This window comes from Photorhabdus asymbiotica, from assembly GCF_003634575.1.
In the GTDB taxonomy this organism is placed as follows: domain Bacteria; phylum Pseudomonadota; class Gammaproteobacteria; order Enterobacterales; family Enterobacteriaceae; genus Photorhabdus; species Photorhabdus asymbiotica.
On the sequence record NZ_RBLJ01000002.1, the window covers coordinates 948,456 to 965,953 of the forward strand.

The 17,498-nt window shown below is 45.0% G+C and carries 10 protein-coding genes, 3 tRNA genes, 3 rRNA genes and 3 pseudogenes; 8 read left to right on the top strand and 11 right to left on the bottom strand.

Features of this window, described 5'->3' with window-relative positions:
* Positions 1 to 203: 203 nt before the first annotated feature.
* From BDD30_RS11165 to BDD30_RS11190, 6 genes are all read right to left on the bottom strand, one after another.
* Positions 204 to 279, bottom strand: a tRNA-Trp gene (locus tag BDD30_RS11165).
* 8 nt (positions 280 to 287) lie between these two features.
* Positions 288 to 364 (bottom strand) — tRNA-Asp (locus BDD30_RS11170).
* Positions 365 to 417: 53 nt separating this feature from the next.
* Positions 418 to 533 (bottom strand): 5S ribosomal RNA (gene rrf / locus BDD30_RS11175).
* A 135-nt stretch (positions 534 to 668) separates the two neighbouring features.
* Positions 669 to 3,690: ribosomal RNA gene (locus BDD30_RS11180) — 23S ribosomal RNA — on the bottom strand.
* Between the two features lie 189 nt (positions 3,691 to 3,879).
* Positions 3,880 to 3,955 (bottom strand) — tRNA-Glu (locus BDD30_RS11185).
* Between the two features lie 82 nt (positions 3,956 to 4,037).
* Positions 4,038 to 5,582, bottom strand: a 16S ribosomal RNA gene (locus BDD30_RS11190).
* The 16S, 23S and 5S rRNA genes sit together here with 3 tRNA genes alongside, the layout of an rRNA operon.
* A gap of 488 nt (positions 5,583 to 6,070) precedes the next feature.
* On the opposite strand from BDD30_RS11190, the gene BDD30_RS11195 reads away from it, so the two are divergent.
* Entirely contained in the window at positions 6,071 to 6,616 is a 546-nt protein-coding gene (locus BDD30_RS11195; RefSeq protein WP_015836247.1) for a gamma carbonic anhydrase family protein, read from the top strand.
* Here the strand turns inward: BDD30_RS11195 and BDD30_RS11200 are convergent.
* The 5 genes from BDD30_RS11200 to dprA all read right to left on the bottom strand — a co-directional run bounded on the left by BDD30_RS11200 (position 6,592) and on the right by dprA (position 9,947).
* A complete protein-coding gene (locus BDD30_RS11200; protein ID WP_041382565.1) occupies positions 6,592 to 6,852 on the bottom strand; it encodes a DUF1488 family protein in 261 nt (86 codons plus the stop codon). The two genes, BDD30_RS11195 and BDD30_RS11200, sit on opposite strands and share 25 nt — an antisense overlap.
* Complete coding sequence (gene aroE / locus BDD30_RS11205) at positions 6,849 to 7,667, bottom strand: shikimate dehydrogenase (protein WP_015836248.1); 819 nt, start codon at positions 7,665 to 7,667, stop codon at positions 6,849 to 6,851. Before aroE ends, BDD30_RS11200 begins: the two co-directional genes overlap by 4 nt.
* A 6-nt stretch (positions 7,668 to 7,673) precedes the next feature.
* Positions 7,674 to 8,243 carry an L-threonylcarbamoyladenylate synthase type 1 TsaC gene (gene tsaC, locus BDD30_RS11210; protein ID WP_015836249.1) on the bottom strand — a complete coding sequence of 190 codons (570 nt, stop codon included), beginning with the start codon at positions 8,241 to 8,243 and terminating at the stop codon, positions 7,674 to 7,676.
* Positions 8,244 to 8,257: 14 nt separating this feature from the next.
* Positions 8,258 to 8,797 (bottom strand): topoisomerase DNA-binding C4 zinc finger domain-containing protein, encoded by a 540-nt coding sequence (locus tag BDD30_RS11215; protein WP_015836250.1) that lies wholly within the window; start codon positions 8,795 to 8,797, stop codon positions 8,258 to 8,260.
* A gap of 64 nt (positions 8,798 to 8,861) precedes the next feature.
* Positions 8,862 to 9,947 (bottom strand): DNA-protecting protein DprA, encoded by a 1,086-nt coding sequence (gene dprA / locus BDD30_RS11220; protein WP_015836251.1) that lies wholly within the window; start codon positions 9,945 to 9,947, stop codon positions 8,862 to 8,864.
* Positions 9,948 to 10,079: 132 nt separating this feature from the next.
* Between dprA and def the strand changes: the two genes are divergently transcribed.
* The 7 genes and pseudogenes from def (at position 10,080) to BDD30_RS11255 (ending at position 17,449) form a co-directional block, all read left to right on the top strand.
* Entirely contained in the window at positions 10,080 to 10,592 is a 513-nt protein-coding gene (gene def / locus BDD30_RS11225; RefSeq protein ID WP_015836252.1) for a peptide deformylase, read from the top strand.
* 24 nt (positions 10,593 to 10,616) lie between these two features.
* Positions 10,617 to 11,567 (top strand): methionyl-tRNA formyltransferase, encoded by a 951-nt coding sequence (fmt, locus tag BDD30_RS11230; RefSeq protein ID WP_015836253.1) that lies wholly within the window; start codon positions 10,617 to 10,619, stop codon positions 11,565 to 11,567.
* 38 nt (positions 11,568 to 11,605) lie between these two features.
* Complete coding sequence (gene rsmB, locus BDD30_RS11235; RefSeq protein ID WP_015836254.1) at positions 11,606 to 12,895, top strand: 16S rRNA (cytosine(967)-C(5))-methyltransferase RsmB; 1,290 nt, start codon at positions 11,606 to 11,608, stop codon at positions 12,893 to 12,895.
* A gap of 55 nt (positions 12,896 to 12,950) precedes the next feature.
* Positions 12,951 to 14,327, top strand: a complete 1,377-nt coding sequence (gene trkA, locus BDD30_RS11240; protein ID WP_015836255.1) for a Trk system potassium transporter TrkA — start codon at positions 12,951 to 12,953, stop codon at positions 14,325 to 14,327.
* A 289-nt stretch (positions 14,328 to 14,616) separates the two neighbouring features.
* A pseudogene (locus BDD30_RS11245) lies at positions 14,617 to 15,502 on the top strand (IS982 family transposase).
* Between the two features lie 108 nt (positions 15,503 to 15,610).
* Positions 15,611 to 16,386, top strand: a pseudogene (locus BDD30_RS11250) (IS982 family transposase); the annotation flags it as partial.
* A gap of 69 nt (positions 16,387 to 16,455) precedes the next feature.
* A pseudogene (locus BDD30_RS11255) lies at positions 16,456 to 17,449 on the top strand (IS110 family RNA-guided transposase).
* Positions 17,450 to 17,498: the final 49 nt, after the last annotated feature.

Genomic DNA, 17,498 nt, shown 5'->3' on the forward strand with positions numbered 1-17,498 from the left:
AAAGCTATGGGATTAGCTATACATCACAATTTTCAATAACAGTAGGATATAATCCTGATAATTTACGTTATTAATCTATATAAATGATAGCCTCATCAAGACCATATACGTCGTCTCTAGAGCATACATAAGAAAAAACCCAGCTAAATATAGCTGGGTTATCAATATCAGGAACTACTTTAATTATTACTTTAATTTGTAATTGGCAGGGGCGGAGAGACTCGAACTCCCAACACCCGGTTTTGGAGACCGGTGCTCTACCAATTGAACTACGCCCCTAGATAAGGTGGCGGTGCGGACGGGGCTCGAACCCGCGACCCCCGGCGTGACAGGCCGGTATTCTAACCAACTGAACTACCGCACCACCGAATTCCTTGTGTCCTATGTTGCTACCACAACACAAAACGCTAATTTCAAGCCTGGCAGTGTCCTACTCTCGCATGGGGAGACCCCACACTACCATCGGCGCTACGGCGTTTCACTGCTGAGTTCGGCATGGGGTCAGGTGGGACCACCGCGCTATCGCCGCCAGGCGTATTCTGTTTTACTCCGACCGTTGCGACGCTCTCTCCCGCAACCACCGGAACCAATCTCTGAACAAGCTGAAATTCATCTCTCTTCTGACAGCTGTCCACTGTCTTCTGACACCAAAACACCTTCGGCGTTGTAAGGTTAAGCCGCTCGGTTCATTAGTACTGGTCAGCTCAATGCATCGCTGCACTTACACACCCAGCCTATCCACGTCTTCGTCTTAAACGTTCCTTCCGTGACTCAAGTCAAGGGAAGACTCATCTCAAGGCAAGTTTCCCGCTTAGATGCTTTCAGCGGTTATCTCTCCCGCACTTAGCTACCGGGCTATGCCATTGGCATGACAACCCGTACACCAGCGGTGCGTCCACTCCGGTCCTCTCGTACTAGGAGCAGCCCCTTTCAATCTTCCTACGCCCACGGCAGATAGGGACCGAACTGTCTCACGACGTTCTAAACCCAGCTCGCGTACCACTTTAAATGGCGAACAGCCATACCCTTGGGACCCACTTCAGCCCCAGGATGTGATGAGCCGACATCGAGGTGCCAAACACCGCCGTCGATATGAACTCTTGGGCGGTATCAGCCTGTTATCCCCGGAGTACCTTTTATCCGTTGAGCGATGGCCCTTCCATTCAGAACCACCGGATCACTAAGACCTACTTTCGTACCTGCTCGAGCCGTCACTCTCGCAGTCAAGCCAGCTTATGCCTTTGCACTAACCTCACGATGTCCGACCGTGATTAGCCAACCTTCGTGCTCCTCCGTTACTCTTTGGGAGGAGACCGCCCCAGTCAAACTACCCACCAGACACTGTCCTCAGCCCGGTTCACGGGCCCAAGTGAGAACATCGAACATTCAAGGGTGGTATTTCAAGGTCGGCTCCATGCAGACTGGCGTCCACACTTCCTAGCCTCCCACCTATCCTACACATCAAGGCTCCATGTTCAGTGTCAAGCTATAGTAAAGGTTCACGGGGTCTTTCCGTCTTGCCGCGGGAACACTGCATCTTCACAGCGAGTTCAATTTCACTGAGTCTCGGGTGGAGACAGCCTGGCCATCATTACGCCATTCGTGCAGGTCGGAACTTACCCGACAAGGAATTTCGCTACCTTAGGACCGTTATAGTTACGGCCGCCGTTTACTGGGGCTTCGATCAAGAGCGTCGCCTTGCGGCTAACCCCATCAATTAACCTTCCAGCACCGGGCAGGCGTCACACCGTATACGTCCACTTTCGTGTTTGCACAGTGCTGTGTTTTTAATAAACAGTTGCAGCCAGCTGGTCTCTGCGACTGGCTTCAGCTCCAGAGGTCAACTCCTTCACCTAATGCCAGCGTGCCTTCTCCCGAAGTTACGGCACCATTTTGCCTAGTTCCTTCACCCGAGTTCTCTCAAGCGCCTGAGTATTCTCTACCTGACCACCTGTGTCGGTTTGGGGTACGATTCAATATGACCTGATGCTTAGAGGCTTTTCCTGGAAGCCGGGCATCAACCACTTCACCGCCGTAGCGGCTCGTCATCACGCCTCAGTGTTCACAGAAGAGCGGATTTGCCTGCTCCTCCCACCTACCCGCTTAAACCGGGACAACCGTCGCCCGGATGGCCTAGCCTTCTCCGTCCCCCCTTCGCAGTCACATTCAGTACAGGAATATTAACCTGTTTCCCATCAGCTACGCTTTTCAGCCTCACCTTAGGGGTCGACTCACCCTGCCCCGATTAACGTTGGACAGGAACCCTTGGTCTTCCGGCGAGCGGGTTTTTCACCCGCTTTATCGTTACTTATGTCAGCATTCGCACTTCTGATACCTCCAGCAGGCCTCACGGCGCCACCTTCCACGGCTTACAGAACGCTCCCCTACCCAGCGACACTTACGTGTCGCTGCCGCAGCTTCGGTGCATGGTTTAGCCCCGTTACATCTTCCGCGCAGGCCGACTCGACCAGTGAGCTATTACGCTTTCTTTCAATGATGGCTGCTTCTAAGCCAACATCCTGGCTGTCTGGGCCTTCCCACATCGTTTCCCACTTAACCATGACTTTGGGACCTTAGCTGGCGGTCTGGGTTGTTTCCCTCTTCACGACGGACGTTAGCACCCGCCGTGTGTCTCCCGTGATACCATTCTTCGGTATTCGCAGTTTGCATCGGGTTGGTAAGCCGGGATGGCCCCCTAGCCGAAACAGTGCTCTACCCCCGAAGATGAATACACGAGGCGCTACCTAAATAGCTTTCGGGGAGAACCAGCTATCTCCCGGTTTGATTGGCCTTTCACCCCCAGCCACAAGTCATCCGCTAATTTTTCAACATTAGTCGGTTCGGTCCTCCAGTTAGTGTTACCCAACCTTCAACCTGCCCATGGCTAGCTCACCGGGTTTCGGGTCTATACCCTGCAACTCATTTCGCCCAGTTAAGACTCGGTTTCCCTGCGGCTCCCCTATCCGGTTAACCTTGCTACAGAATATAAGTCGCTGACCCATTATACAAAAGGTACGCAGTCACCCCACCCCAAAACGCTCCACTGCTTGATTGTTGTGTTGGGCGTCGCTACCGCTCCGCCAACCGCGCATCAGTGATGCCGTTACGCATTTTGTGCACCACACAAAGCGAAACGCTTTGGTGGTGGGGCTCCCACTGCTTGTACGTACACGGTTTCAGGGTCTCTTTCACTCCCCTCACCGGGGTTCTTTTCGCCTTTCCCTCACGGTACTGGTTCACTATCGGTCAGTCAGGAGTATTTAGCCTTGGAGGATGGTCCCCCCATATTCAGACAGGCTTTCTCGTGTCCCGCCTTACTCATCGAACTCACACCCCACACACCTTCGAGTACGGGGCTATCACCCTCTCTCGCCGGCCTTTCCAGGCCGTTCCTCTGATGTGCAGGCTGATGCTGGTTCTGGGCTCCTCCCCGTTCGCTCGCCGCTACTGGGGGAATCTCGGTTGATTTCTTTTCCTCGGGGTACTGAGATGTTTCAGTTCCCCCGGTTCGCCTCATTAACCTATGGATTCAGTTAATGATAGTGCACCGCAGTGCACTGGGTTTCCCCATTCGGACATCGCCGGCTTATCACGCTTCATATCAGCTCACCGACGCTTTTCGCAGATTAGCACGTCCTTCATCGCCTCTGACTGCCTAGGCATCCACCGTGTACGCTTATTCGCTTAACCTCACAACCCGAAACTGTCTCGGATTGTGCAGCTTGAGAGACTCGTCAATAATACCTCGGTGATATTATCAACAGTTTCAATTTTTCAGCTTGTTCCAGATTGTTAAAGAGCTTATATCGCTAAACCGATTCTTAAAATCCGCTTAAAGATACATCAACGACCACGCCTTTCACCCGTCGTCCCGCAAGGTGGCGTCCCCTAGGGGATTCGAACCCCTGTTACCGCCGTGAAAGGGCGGTGTCCTAGGCCTCTAGACGAAGGGGACCCGATAGTCAGCTTCGCAGACGCACCCGTGCTCTACTTTCATCAGACAATCTGTGTGAGCACTGCACTCAACGCATCTCAGGTAAGGAGGTGATCCAACCGCAGGTTCCCCTACGGTTACCTTGTTACGACTTCACCCCAGTCATGAATCACAAAGTGGTCAGCGCCCCCCTCGCGGTTAGGCTACCGACTTCTTTTGCCACCCACTCCCATGGTGTGACGGGCGGTGTGTACAAGGCCCGGGAACGTATTCACCGTAGCATGCTGATCTACGATTACTAGCGATTCCGACTTCATGGAGTCGAGTTGCAGACTCCAATCCGGACTACGACAGACTTTGTGTGTTCCGCTTGCTCTCGCGAGGTCGCTTCACTTTGTATCCGCCATTGTAGCACGTGTGTAGCCCTACTCGTCAGGGCCATGATGACTTGACGTCATCCCCACCTTCCTCCGGTTTATCACCGGCAGTCTCCTTTGAGTTCCCACCTCAACGTGCTGGCAACAAAGGATAAGGGTTGCGCTCGTTGCGGGACTTAACCCAACATTTCACAACACGAGCTGACGACAGCCATGCAGCACCTGTCTCAGAGCTCCCGAAGGCACAACCTCATCTCTGAGGTCTTCTCTGGATGTCAAGAGTAGGTAAGGTTCTTCGCGTTGCATCGAATTAAACCACATGCTCCACCGCTTGTGCGGGCCCCCGTCAATTCATTTGAGTTTTAACCTTGCGGCCGTACTCCCCAGGCGGTCGATTTAACGCGTTAGCTCCGGAAGCCACAGCTCTAGGCCACAACCTCCAAATCGACATCGTTTACAGCGTGGACTACCAGGGTATCTAATCCTGTTTGCTCCCCACGCTTTCGCACCTGAGCGTCAGTCTTCGTCCAGGGGGCCGCCTTCGCCACCGGTATTCCTCCACATCTCTACGCATTTCACCGCTACACATGGAATTCTACCCCCCTCTACGAGACTCTAGCCAACCAGTCTTAGATGCCATTCCCAGGTTGAGCCCGGGGATTTCACATCTAACTTAATTGACCGCCTGCGTGCGCTTTACGCCCAGTCATTCCGATTAACGCTTGCACCCTCCGTATTACCGCGGCTGCTGGCACGGAGTTAGCCGGTGCTTCTTCTGCGGGTAACGTCAAAATTTAACCCTCTTCAGGCCAAACCCTTCCTCCCCGCTGAAAGTACTTTACAACCCGAAGGCCTGCTTCATACACGCGGCATGGCTGCATCAGGCTTGCGCCCATTGTGCAATATTCCCCACTGCTGCCTCCCGTAGGAGTCTGGGCCGTGTCTCAGTCCCAGTGTGGCTGGTCATCCTCTCAGACCAGCTAGGGATCGTCGCCTAGGTAGGCCATTACCCTACCTACTAGCTAATCCCATCTGGGTTCATCCGAGGGCGTGAGGCCCTTTCAGGTCCCCCACTTTGGTCTCGCGACATCATGCGGTATTAGCCACCGTTTCCAGTGGTTATCCCCCGCCCTCGGGCAGATCCCCAGACATTACTCACCCGTCCGCCGCTCGTCAGCAAAAGTGCAAGCACTTTCCTGTTACCGCTCGACTTGCATGTGTTAGGCCTGCCGCCAGCGTTCAATCTGAGCCATGATCAAACTCTTCAATTTAAAGTTTGATGCTCAAAGAATCGTCCTGTTAGTTCGTAATGAATTAACTGTTGTTCACTCTTCAAGACTTAAAACATATTTTTTTGTGATACCGTCTTGTGAGTGCCCACACAGATTGTCTGATTAATTGTTAAAGAGCAGGCCAAATCAAAAATTAATATTCTCGGTCAGCCGGGCTGCGTATATTACGCTTTCCGCCCGCAGAGTCAAGCCCTTATTGGCTTTTCTCTGCCTGGCCTGACAACGTTTATCAGCGTTGTGTCGGTCAGTGGTGGCGCATTATAGGGATCTTAAATTTTTACACAACCCTTTTTTTTAGATTTATTACCAGTAGGTGTTTTTTCATACTTAATGAGTTAAATTCAATCGATTTTAACTAAGCCCAATAAGCTTCTTTATAATATTGCATATTAGTATTTTCCTCACTAAGATCCTTAAGAATAGCAGATCCCCATTTCTTTCATTAGAGCCCTTCATTAGAGGTATATATGTCTGGAGTGTTACGTAGTTACCTTGGTACTCAACCTAAAATTGGCCAAAAAGTTATGTTAGATCCATCTAGTGTAATCATTGGTGACGTCAAGCTTGCTGATGATGTCAGTATATGGCCTTTAGTTGTCATCCGTGGAGACGTTAATTATGTATCTATTGGCACACGTACTAATATCCAAGATGGTTCTGTATTACATGTGACACACAAATCCGCTGATAATCCTGGTGGTTTTCCTTTAATTGTCGGGAATGATGTCACCATCGGGCATAAAGTTATACTTCACGGCTGCACTATTGGTAATCGAGTCCTCATCGGTATGGGCTCCATTCTACTTGATGGCTCAGTTATTGAAGAAGACGTTATTATTGGAGCTGGCAGCTTAGTAGCCCCAGGAAAAATATTAGAAAGTGGATACCTTTATATTGGCAGCCCTGCCCGTCCAGTAAGAAAACTAAAATCTGAAGAATTAGATACATTACGTTATTCAGCAAGTCACTACGTTAGTTTGAAAAACAACTATTTGCAGGAAGGTAACATGTAACGTCCGAAACGATCATCATCCCCATTATTAATTACTAATTCGAATTCTTCCTCTAGATCCCAACGATTTTGTCGAAAAAGACTTAGTGGATGATGATCTTCCCCATAACGGTATAAAAGATCCTTGGCACTTATAACACATTGAACCAATAATCCATTTACTAGTGCAGGAAAAATGACTATCTGCTCTTGTTCGTTCCACTCCTCTCTATCAGGAAATTGGACAGATTGATTCATGAATGTAACTCCTGTTTTAATGTTAGCAATACAGGAGCAACTTCTGGCAGTACACCATGCCATAATTTAAATGAATGAGCAGCCTGCCTCACTAACATCCCTAACCCATCAGCATAACTAGAAACACCATGTTTTTTGGCAAAGGAAGTAAAAGGCGTCAAGTTAGCCTGATAAAACATGTCATAACAAACACAATTTTCATTAAATATTGACGGAGATATCTCTGGGATCTCACCATTAATGCCAGACGCAGTCGCATTAATAATAAGATCAAATTCAGGTCTATTTAATGTTTTCATTTCAACAGGCTTAATGCTACCTATTGACGAGAAATCATAAGCAACCTGGGCTGCACGATTAAACGTCCGGTTTGTAATTGTAATTTCACAGCCAAATCCTAATAGTGAAGATAAAACACCTCTAACTGCACCACCAGCTCCAATAATTAAAATATGTTGCCCCTGCGTAATAAATCCGAGTTGCATCAAATCTGTTAATAACCCTATGCCATCCGTATTATCACCAAGCAATTGATTATTATCCAGCAATTTCAACGTATTGACTGCACCACTGAATTTTGCCCGTTCAGTTAGCTCATTTGCCCGGATAAATGCCTGCTCTTTGAATGGTACAGTAATATTAGCTCCTATCCCGCCCTGTTTAAGAAACATGTCCAATGTCTCTTCAAACTTATTTATAGGAGCCAAAATCTTCCCATAACGATACTCAATACCTGTTTGCTCAGAAAACAACTGATGGATACGAGGAGATTTACTATGCGTAACAGGATTACCAAAGACGGCAAATCGATTCATATTTATTTACCCTTGACGATAAAGTTCACCAGTTAAAGCATCCCGAATTTCTGAAGGATTTTCACGCCCTCCAACATCACCATTTAATATAGGAAGTTTATCTCCAAACTGTTGCCTAACTTCTTCCGCTGTTCTACATGGTTCTAGGCCATTCAAATTTGCACTGGTTGATACCAATGGCTTTCCATAAAAAGTACATAACTGCTTTACCAAAGGATGATCACTAACTCTAACAGCCAGGGTAGAAAATTGCCCTGTCAACCATTTAGATGTACTAGATTTGGCAGGTATTACCCAAGTCATAGGCCCAGGCCAACAAGTAAACATAGCTTCTTTTTGTTTTGCCGTTAGAAGCTTATCATCAAGATATGGCTGTAATTGTTCATAATTATCTGCAATAAGAATCAACCCTTTTTGCCACGGACGCTTCTTTAATATAAGCAGTTCATTTATTGCTTTTACACTATCAGGATCACATCCCAGTCCAAAAACCGCTTCTGTCGGATAGGCAATCACTTTTTCTGCTTTTAATGCTGTTAATACATTTTCAAATGCAGGTGATGCTTCATTACTCATTTTGTAACTCTGTTTCATTTTATTTGCTGTTTTCCACACATCTTACTAGCACAGAATAACTTTGTACCTTGTGATGTACGTTTTTCCATCAGCAACGGATAGCGACAAAACACACATTCACCCGAAACTGGTTTACTATTTAATGCAAACTGGCAATTAGGGTAACCGTTACACGCGTGAAAAATTTTTCCGAAACGTGATTTTCTTTGCAATAGTTGCCCTTGTTTGCATTGAGGGCAAGCTATCAACGTTTCATCCGGTTTATCAATCAATTCTACATGGTCGCATTCAGGATAACGACTACAACTAATGAACATTCCATAGCGCCCTTGACGTAAAGCTAAACTAGCTCCACATGCAGGACATGTCTGCCCTTCAAGTTCTTTTACCACATGGCCGTCACTTTGTCCTTTTAATGAACGAATATATTGACATGATGGATAATCAGAACATCCAAGAAATGGGCCATGAATGCCATTACGGATGGCTAATATAGAACCACATTCAGGGCAACATTCAGCTTCATTAGCGGTAAAAGGAACTATTTTTGCCATACCATTTTTTCACTTGAAATTTATTTTTACATGACATTGAGCAAAACTCAGGCCACTTAGTTAATTAATTTACACGGACATAACCACCAGCAACTACAGCCACTTTACCCAGTAATTCCAGTTCAAGGAGCTTTGCCATTACCTCATTTATAGGTAATAAAGAACGCTGAGCAATGATATCAACAGAAGTTATCTCGTCACTTACGTTAACTAGTACATCAGCAAATGGCAACTCAGTTTGCTCAAATTGTGGCTTTACTTCTTGTTTTGTTCCTTCCATATGCAACCACTGCAGTGAACCATAAACATGTTCTACAATATCCATTGCGCTTGTAGCCAGATATGCACCTTGCTTTATTAACCAATGATTCCCTTCACTCACTGAATTACCCAAAAGACCGGGTAATGCAAATACATCTCTTCCTTGTTCAAGTGCACAACGTGCTGTAATTAACGACCCACTATTTTTACTCGCTTCTACAACGATAACTGCCGAACTTAACCCACTGATAATCCGATTCCTTCTAGGAAAATTTTTTGCGCGCGGAGGAGTGTCCGGAAAAAATTCAGAAACAAGAGCGCCATTTTCTTCTATCTGTTTTGCTAACGACACATGTCTATGTGGATAAATATGCCCAAGCCCACTACCTAGTATTGCAATTGTTTCACCTCCACTATCCAGTGCAGAACGGTGACAAATACCATCAATACCGATAGCTAAACCACTAGTTATAACTAACTCATGTCCAACCAATTCGCCCGCAAAAATTTTTCCCCATTTTTCTCCATAATAGCTTGCTGTCCGACTCCCAACCATTGCTATCTGTTTCTTTAGAAGGAGTTCTAATTTTCCTGATACAAAAAGCGCAAGAGGTGGAGCATGTATCTGCTTTAATAGAAGTGGATACGAAGGGTGAGAATATGTCAATAAATGATGTTCTGACTGTTCAAGCCACTTTAAACACGAAGTTAGTACAGTTTTATTTGCTTTAGTAAATTGCAAACATTGTACTGGTGATAACCCACTATCTTTCAGTACAGTGGAATAACGATTCCCGGCATGCAATAACCTTTCTACAATATTTACTGCTTTTTCTGTTGCCAAATGAGAGATCATCTTCATTCGCAACCATACTTCCATAGCTTCCATATGTCATCCTGACTGAGATTGACGGACAAAACCAAACTGTTTAATTAGCAATCGATACTGTCAATCCAGACGGGAAATGTCTAGAATAGGCATAGAATACCATTCACATTTTGGATACAAATCTAAACATATATGCCAATATTACAAATATTACATTACCCAGATGAGCGGCTTCGCACTATTGCAACACCCGTTGAAAAAGTTGATGCAAAGATTCAGAGTATCGTTGATGATATGTTCGAAACTATGTATGCAGAAGACGGAATTGGCCTAGCAGCAACACAAGTTGATATTCATCAGCGTATTATCGTTATTGACGTATCAGATACTCGTAATGAACGCCTTGTACTGATAAATCCAGAGTTACTGGAAAAAAATGGTAAAACAGGGATTGAAGAAGGTTGCTTGTCCATTCCTGAGCAGAGAGCACTAGTGTCACGAGCTGAAAAAGTTAAAATCAGGGCCTTAGATTACAATGGTCAATCATTTGAATTACAAGCTGATGGCTTGCTAGCTATTTGTATTCAGCACGAGATGGATCATTTAATTGGTAAACTTTTTGTAGATTACTTATCTCCGCTGAAACGCCAGCGTATACGCCAGAAAGTAGAAAAATTATATAAACAAAGAACCCGAACCCAATAAACTATATTAATACAGGAAATAAACGTGCCTGATTCTTTACGTATTGTTTTTGCCGGAACACCTGACTTTGCGGCACGCCATTTAGAGACTTTATTAACGTCTCAACATGAGGTGGTTGGTGTTCTCACCCAACCAGATAGGCCGGCCGGGAGAGGTAAAAAACTAACACCCAGTACCGTAAAAGTATTGGCAGAAGAACATAATATTACTGTTTTTCAGCCAGCCACTTTACGTTCAGAAGAAAATCAGCAATGGATTCTCAAACAACAACCTGATGTTATCATAGTTGTAGCATATGGATTAATCCTCCCTAAGGCTGTTTTGGACATCCCAAGATTAGGTTGCCTAAATGTACATGGTTCCCTATTACCACGTTGGCGTGGTGCAGCACCAATTCAACGTTCACTTTGGGCCGGTGACGCGGAAACGGGAGTGACTATTATGCAAATGGATATAGGTCTTGATACCGGCGACATGTTATATAAAGCAAGTTGTCCTATTGCACCTGAAGATACTAGCGCCAGTTTATACGAGAAATTGGCCAATATTGGGCCAAATGCGCTGCTTAAGACATTATCATTAATAGCATCAGGTAAAAGCCAACCTGAAACTCAAAACGAAAAATTAGTTACCTATGCTGAAAAACTAAGCAAAGAAGAAGCCCGAATAAATTGGAAATTATCCGCGGCCCATCTTGAACGCTGTATTCGTGCATTTAACCCCTGGCCCATGAGCTTTTTCGAGATAGAAGGACAGCCTGTTAAAATTTGGAAAGCAGATGTCATTGAAAAACAAACTTCAGCAGAACCAGGAACTGTGCTACAAGCAGATAAGAAAGGCATTCATATTGCTACTGCTAATGGAATTCTGAATATCACACAATTACAACCAGCCGGTAAAAAGGCAATGTCAGCAGAAAATCTACTCAACTCCAAACGTGAATGGTTTACACCAGGTATCAAATTAGCTGAATAACTTTCTATTAATGCTGTCTTTTATCAGCCTTTTTAACTATGAAAAACACATATAATTTGCGAAGTATCGCTGCGAAAGCAATCACTCAAGTTCTAGATCAAGGACAGTCTCTCAGTACTGTCTTACCTAAACTACAACAGAATATAACTGATAAAGATAAATCCTTATTACAGGAATTCTCTTTCGGGGTATTGCGTGTATTACCTCAGTTAGAATGGATAATAATCCAATTAATGGCAAAACCATTAAAAGGTAAACAACGTACTATTCACTACCTTCTTATGGTCGGAATATACCAACTTGCGTATACCCGTATTCCTGCTCATGCAGCACTTGCTGAAACAGTAAATGGAGTCGTAACTCTAAAGTATCCTCAGTTAAAAGGGTTGATTAATGGTGTCCTTCGCCAATTTCAGAGACAGCAATTACAGTTAATAGAACATTCACAAAGTCACTCTAGCTACCATTTACACCCTGAATGGTTATCAACTCGAATCCAAAAAGCCTACCCACAAGAATGGCAACAACTTATTAATGTTAATAATCAAAAACCACCTATGTGGTTACGTGTTAATCGTATATATCACAGCCGGGATGAATATCTTACCCTTCTTCATAAAGCAGGAATTGATGCGGAACCAGCTATCGAATTACCTTTTGCTATCCGTGTAATTTCCCCTTGTCCTGTAGCAATATTACCTGGATTTGACAAAGGTTGGGTCACTGTTCAAGATGTGTCTGCACAAGGGTGCGCCGAGTTATTGCAACCGATTAATGGGGAAAAAATTCTCGATCTTTGTGCGGCACCAGGAGGAAAAACAACACATCTCCTCGAAATAGCACCAGAATCTCAAGTATTAGCTGTAGATATTGATGGGCAAAGGCTCAAACGAGTAGAAGAAAACCTCCGACGCCTTAATTGCCACGCCACAGTAAAAATCGGTGATGGACGCTATCCTGAGTATTGGGCTGAAAATCAGCAATTCGATCGCATTCTTCTAGACGCTCCTTGTTCAGCAACAGGAGTAATCCGCCGCCACCCTGATATCAAATGGCTGCGTCGCGAAGAAGATATCGCTCAGTTAGTTCAATTACAATCTGAGATTATTGATGCAATCTGGCCATATCTAAAGAAAGGTGGAACACTGGTATATGCAACCTGTTCTATTTTACCGGATGAAAATAGCCAACAGATCAATGCGTTTCTAAAACGCCATCCAGATGCAGAATTATCAGGACCAGACACAAGAGAAGCTCCAGGAAAGCAAATAATACCTGAGTTAACTGGCGGTGATGGTTTTTTTTACGCTCGATTAATTAAACGGTGATATACCTCTATACTTATAGAGATAATTATCCGTTTCTAATAAATTAGAAAACTCTATGAAAATAATTATTCTTGGTGCTGGGCAAGTTGGTGGTACATTAGCTGAAAATTTGGTAGGCGAAAATAACGATATCACTATCGTCGATACTGACCCCAACCGCCTGCACCAACTACAGGATAAATTCGATCTCAGAGTAGTCAATGGTCATGGTTCTCATCCCAGAGTATTAAGAGAAGCTGGTGCTGAAGATGCTGATATGTTAGTTGCTGTAACTAATTCTGACGAAACTAACATGATTGCATGCCAAATTGCATATTCTTTATTTAATACACCGAATAAAGTTGCAAGAATACGTGCAGCAGAATATATCCGGGAAGCAGAGAAACTTTTTCTCCCTGATGATATTCCTATTGATTACCTTATCTCGCCAGAACAACTTGTCATAGATTATATTTACAAACTAATTCAATATCCCGGAGCTTTACAAGTTGTTAACTTTGCCGAAGGGCGGGTAAGTATTGTTGCAGTAAAAGCTTATTACGGTGGTTCACTTGTAGGAAATGCACTTTCTTCACTCCGTGAACACATGCCACACATTGATACCAGAGTTGCTGCAATATTTCGTCAAGATCGCCCGATAAGACCGCAAGGCTCTACAATTATTGAAGCTGGTGACGAAGTTTTCTTTGTTGCTGCATCACAACACATTCGTGCTGTAATGAGTGAACTACAACGCTTAGAGAAACCCTACAAACGTATTATGATAGTTGGTGGTGGTAATGTAGGTGCCGGACTCGCATTACGTCTTGAAAAAGATTACAGAGTTAAATTAATTGAACGAAATCAGCAAAGAGCTACAGAACTAGCCGAATTATTACATGACACCATTGTTTTTTATGGGGATGCATCGGATCAAGAGTTACTGGCCGAAGAACATATAGAGCAGGTAGATGTATTTATTGCTCTAACCAACGATGACGAGGCAAACATCATGTCTGCAATGCTTGCCAAACGCATGGGAGCTAAAAAGGCTATGGTTCTCATTCAACGTAGTGCATATGTCGACTTGGTACAAGGCGGTGTCATTGATATTGCAATCTCCCCGCAACAAGCAACTATTTCAGCTCTGCTAGGTCATGTTCGTAAAGCAGATATTGTCAGTGTTTCTTCATTACGTCGAGGAGTAGCTGAAGCTATTGAAGCGATTGCTCATGGAGATGAAAAAACCTCAAAAGTTGTTGGTCGAGCTGTAGGTGATATAAAATTACCACCAGGTACCACAATTGGAGCAATAGCTCGCGGTGATGAAGTGATTATTGCTAATGACTACAGCGTCATCGAACAAGGAGATCATGTCGTTATGTTTATTACAGATAAGAAATTTGTTCCTGAAGTAGAGAAACTATTCCAGCCAAGCCCTTTTTTTCTTTAAGCGTTTAAAAAACAATTATCTGTCAGTCAAATAGTCAAAAGAATATATGATTTTTTTAAGGCGGCTTATAAATTTGTCATGAAAGGTGATTTTACTAATTTAATTGGCAACGTAATTTTTGACGTAACTTCTGTACAGCATTGTATTACTACTAAATAGCTTTACATACCACTATTACGCCCTTATTTTATCTAGTTAACCTGAATTCTGAATAAGGAATTGACGAAGTGCCTGTTCCAAGAGCAAAGTTTTGGTGCACACCAAAAACCGCTCTGGGGAGGAACAGGCAATGAACAAATTAGTTGAAATTTTCTGCGATGTCGATGACTTTTGTCGTTTTTTCATTCCTCAATGGGCGCAATTTTGTCTCGACAACGGCTATCGTCTGCGGCGCAGGCAAGGTCATATGTATCACAGTGAAATTATGACTATTTTGATCCTCTTTCACCTGTCGCATTACCGTAATTTTAAACATTTTTATCTGGATCATATTTGGAAATATCATCATCACGATTTTCCAACCTTGCTCAGTTATACCCGTTTTGTCAGTGTCGCGCCTTCCGTTTTGGTTCCACTGTGCAGTTATCTGACTCAATTAAAAGGAAAACCCACGGGAATTGCTTTTATTGATTCCACGAGTTTACGCGTGTGTCATCACATCCGTATTCCCCAGCATAAGGTGTTTGAGGGGGGTAGCACAGCGAGGAAAAACCTCAATGGGCTGGTTTTACGGTTTCAAATTACACTTGATTGTTAACCATCAGGGCAAAATTTTGGCACTCAAAGTCACCTCCGGTCATGTGGATGATCGAGAACCTGTCCGCGATTTAGTAAAAGAATTAACGGGTTCTCTTTATGGTGACAAAGGCTATCTTAGCCAGGAACTGGCGGACGATTTAGCGCAAACGGGTGTCACTTTCATCACGAAAAAACGCCATAACATGAAAGCAAAGGCACAGGCAGAGTGGGATAGGATAATGTTATTAAAGCATTTTATCATTGAAACCATTAATGGTCAATTAAAAGAAATTTCTCAAATAGAGCATTCTCGCCACCGAAGTATAACAGGATTTATGTTGACTGTTTTAGGCGGTGTGATTGCCTACTGCCTAAAATGGAAGAAACCATCACTGAAAATTTTCTACTCAGAAGAAGATGTTCCAGTGACGGTTTAAACGGAATTCGGGTTAGTTAACCTGAGGTTTGCTTAAGAAGAGAACTAAGTGCCTGAGACACGATCAAAGTTTTTGCTAAATAAAACAGAATCGTGGAGATCCTCAGGCATGTCTAATTTAGAAGAACTTTACTGCGGCGTCGATGACTTTTGCCAACAATTTATTCCTCTCTGGCATCAACAGTTAATTGAAAATGGCTTGCTCAAACGTCGCCGCGACGCTTCCTTTTCTCTCAGTGAAGTGATGACGACACTCATTTTATTCCACATGAGCCATTATCGTGATTTTAAAACGTTTTATATTCAGCATGTTAAACACTATCTTCAGGCCGATTTTCCCGGATTGGTCAGCTACACCCGTATGTTAACCTTGAAGCAAAGGTCGCTCATTCCTCTCTGTGCTTTTCTTTCGTCACGCAAGGCTAAAACCCTGGGGCACGCTTTTATTGATTCAACCAAAATTGCCGTTTGTCACAACCGCCGTATTCCCCGTCATCGCGTATTTGAGGGCGTTGCCCAGCGAAGGAAAACGAGTACAGGCTGGTTTTAGGGTTTTAAACTTCATCGGGTTATCAACGATTGTGGTGAACTTTTAGCGGTTAAGTTGACCTCAGGAAATCAAGATGATCGTCATCCCGTCAAAGCGTTGGTACAAGGGTTAACAGGGGGTTTGGCGATAAAGGGTATTTGTCACAGGCCCTGTGCGATGAACTGGAAGCAGAAGGAATAACGTTAATCACTCATGTCCGTAGTAACATGAAAGCAAAAGCGTTATCTCTCTGGGATAAGCTGATGTTAAGAAGGCGATTTCTGATAGAAACGGTCGTGGATCAGCTCAAAAATATTTCTCAAATAGAGCATTCAAGGCACCGCAGTCAGCTCGGTTAATGAGATGATCACCCCCATCCTGTGAGAGGTACGCTAGCAGGGTATTTTATTTTAGAGGGAACCATCATGCAAAACGTTACGCTTATTGGTATCGATCTCGGTAAACATTCCTTCCATGTCCACTGTCAGGACAGGCAGGGTAACACCCTGCTGCGTAAGAAGTTTTCCCGCACTCAGCTTATTAATTTTCTCGGTTCCTGCAAGGCTGCAACCGTAGTGATGGAGTCCTGCGGTGGGGCGCACTTTATGGCTCGCCGGATCGCTGATTTAGGCCATGAGGCAACGCTGATTTCTCCGCAGTTCGTCCGTCCTTTTGTTAAGAGTAACAAGAACGATTTTGTCGATGCTGAAGCTATCTGCGAGGCAGCTTCCCGGCCCTCCATGCGCTTTGTGCCCCCCCGCACAGAGGACCAACAGGCGATGGCCGCCCTCCATCGCGTCAGAGACGCATTGATACGGCAACGCGTTAAAACCACCAATCAGATGCACGCTTTTTTGCTGGAGTTCGGCGTCAGTCTGCCGCGCGGTATTGCCGTGATACGACGTCTGGCCGCTATGCTGGAAGAAAATGACTTTCCGCCTTATCTGGCAAGGGTTCTGAGCAGACTCCACAGTCATTATGTTTACCTCAGCGGAAAAATTGAGGAAGTCGATAAGGAACTGAAAACGCATCTGGCGGAAGATGAAACCGCGCAACGCCTGCTGACCATTCCTGGCGTTGGCGAGTCTGTTAGCCATGCGGCTGGGGGACGGTAAAAACTCTGCCTGCAGCCGTGACTTTGCGGCTTCAACAGGGCTGATTCCCCGCCAGTACAGCACGGGTGGAAAAACGACACTGATAGGCATCAGCAAGCGGGGTGATAAAAATCTGAGACGGCTGCTGGTGCAGTGTGCCAGGGCCTTTATGCAGCGGCTGGAGCATAATCCAGGGCGTCTGGCAGAGTGGGTGAACAGGCAGCTTGCCCGCCATCACTCGAACGTTGTGGCGTGCGCGCTGGCGAACAAACTGGCCCGAATAGCCTGGGCCGTTACGGCACATCAGACGGTGTTCATTAAATAAAAGAGCCAACGAAAAACGGCATTAGCTCAGTAAGTTAAGCAGTTACCAT

Bases quoted from the DNA above. Each gene is read 5' to 3' on its own strand.
- BDD30_RS11195 (WP_015836247.1), top strand. From the start codon at position 6,071: ATGTCTGGAGTGTTACGTAGTTACCTTGGTACTCAACCTAAAATTGGC.
- BDD30_RS11200 (WP_041382565.1), bottom strand. From the start codon at position 6,852: ATGAATCAATCTGTCCAATTTCCTGATAGAGAGGAGTGGAACGAACAA.
- aroE (WP_015836248.1), bottom strand. From the start codon at position 7,667: ATGAATCGATTTGCCGTCTTTGGTAATCCTGTTACGCATAGTAAATCT.
- tsaC (WP_015836249.1), bottom strand. From the start codon at position 8,243: ATGAGTAATGAAGCATCACCTGCATTTGAAAATGTATTAACAGCATTA.
- BDD30_RS11215 (WP_015836250.1), bottom strand. From the start codon at position 8,797: ATGGCAAAAATAGTTCCTTTTACCGCTAATGAAGCTGAATGTTGCCCT.
- dprA (WP_015836251.1), bottom strand. From the start codon at position 9,947: ATGGAAGCTATGGAAGTATGGTTGCGAATGAAGATGATCTCTCATTTG.
- def (WP_015836252.1), top strand. From the start codon at position 10,080: ATGCCAATATTACAAATATTACATTACCCAGATGAGCGGCTTCGCACT.
- rsmB (WP_015836254.1), top strand. From the start codon at position 11,606: ATGAAAAACACATATAATTTGCGAAGTATCGCTGCGAAAGCAATCACT.
- trkA (WP_015836255.1), top strand. From the start codon at position 12,951: ATGAAAATAATTATTCTTGGTGCTGGGCAAGTTGGTGGTACATTAGCT.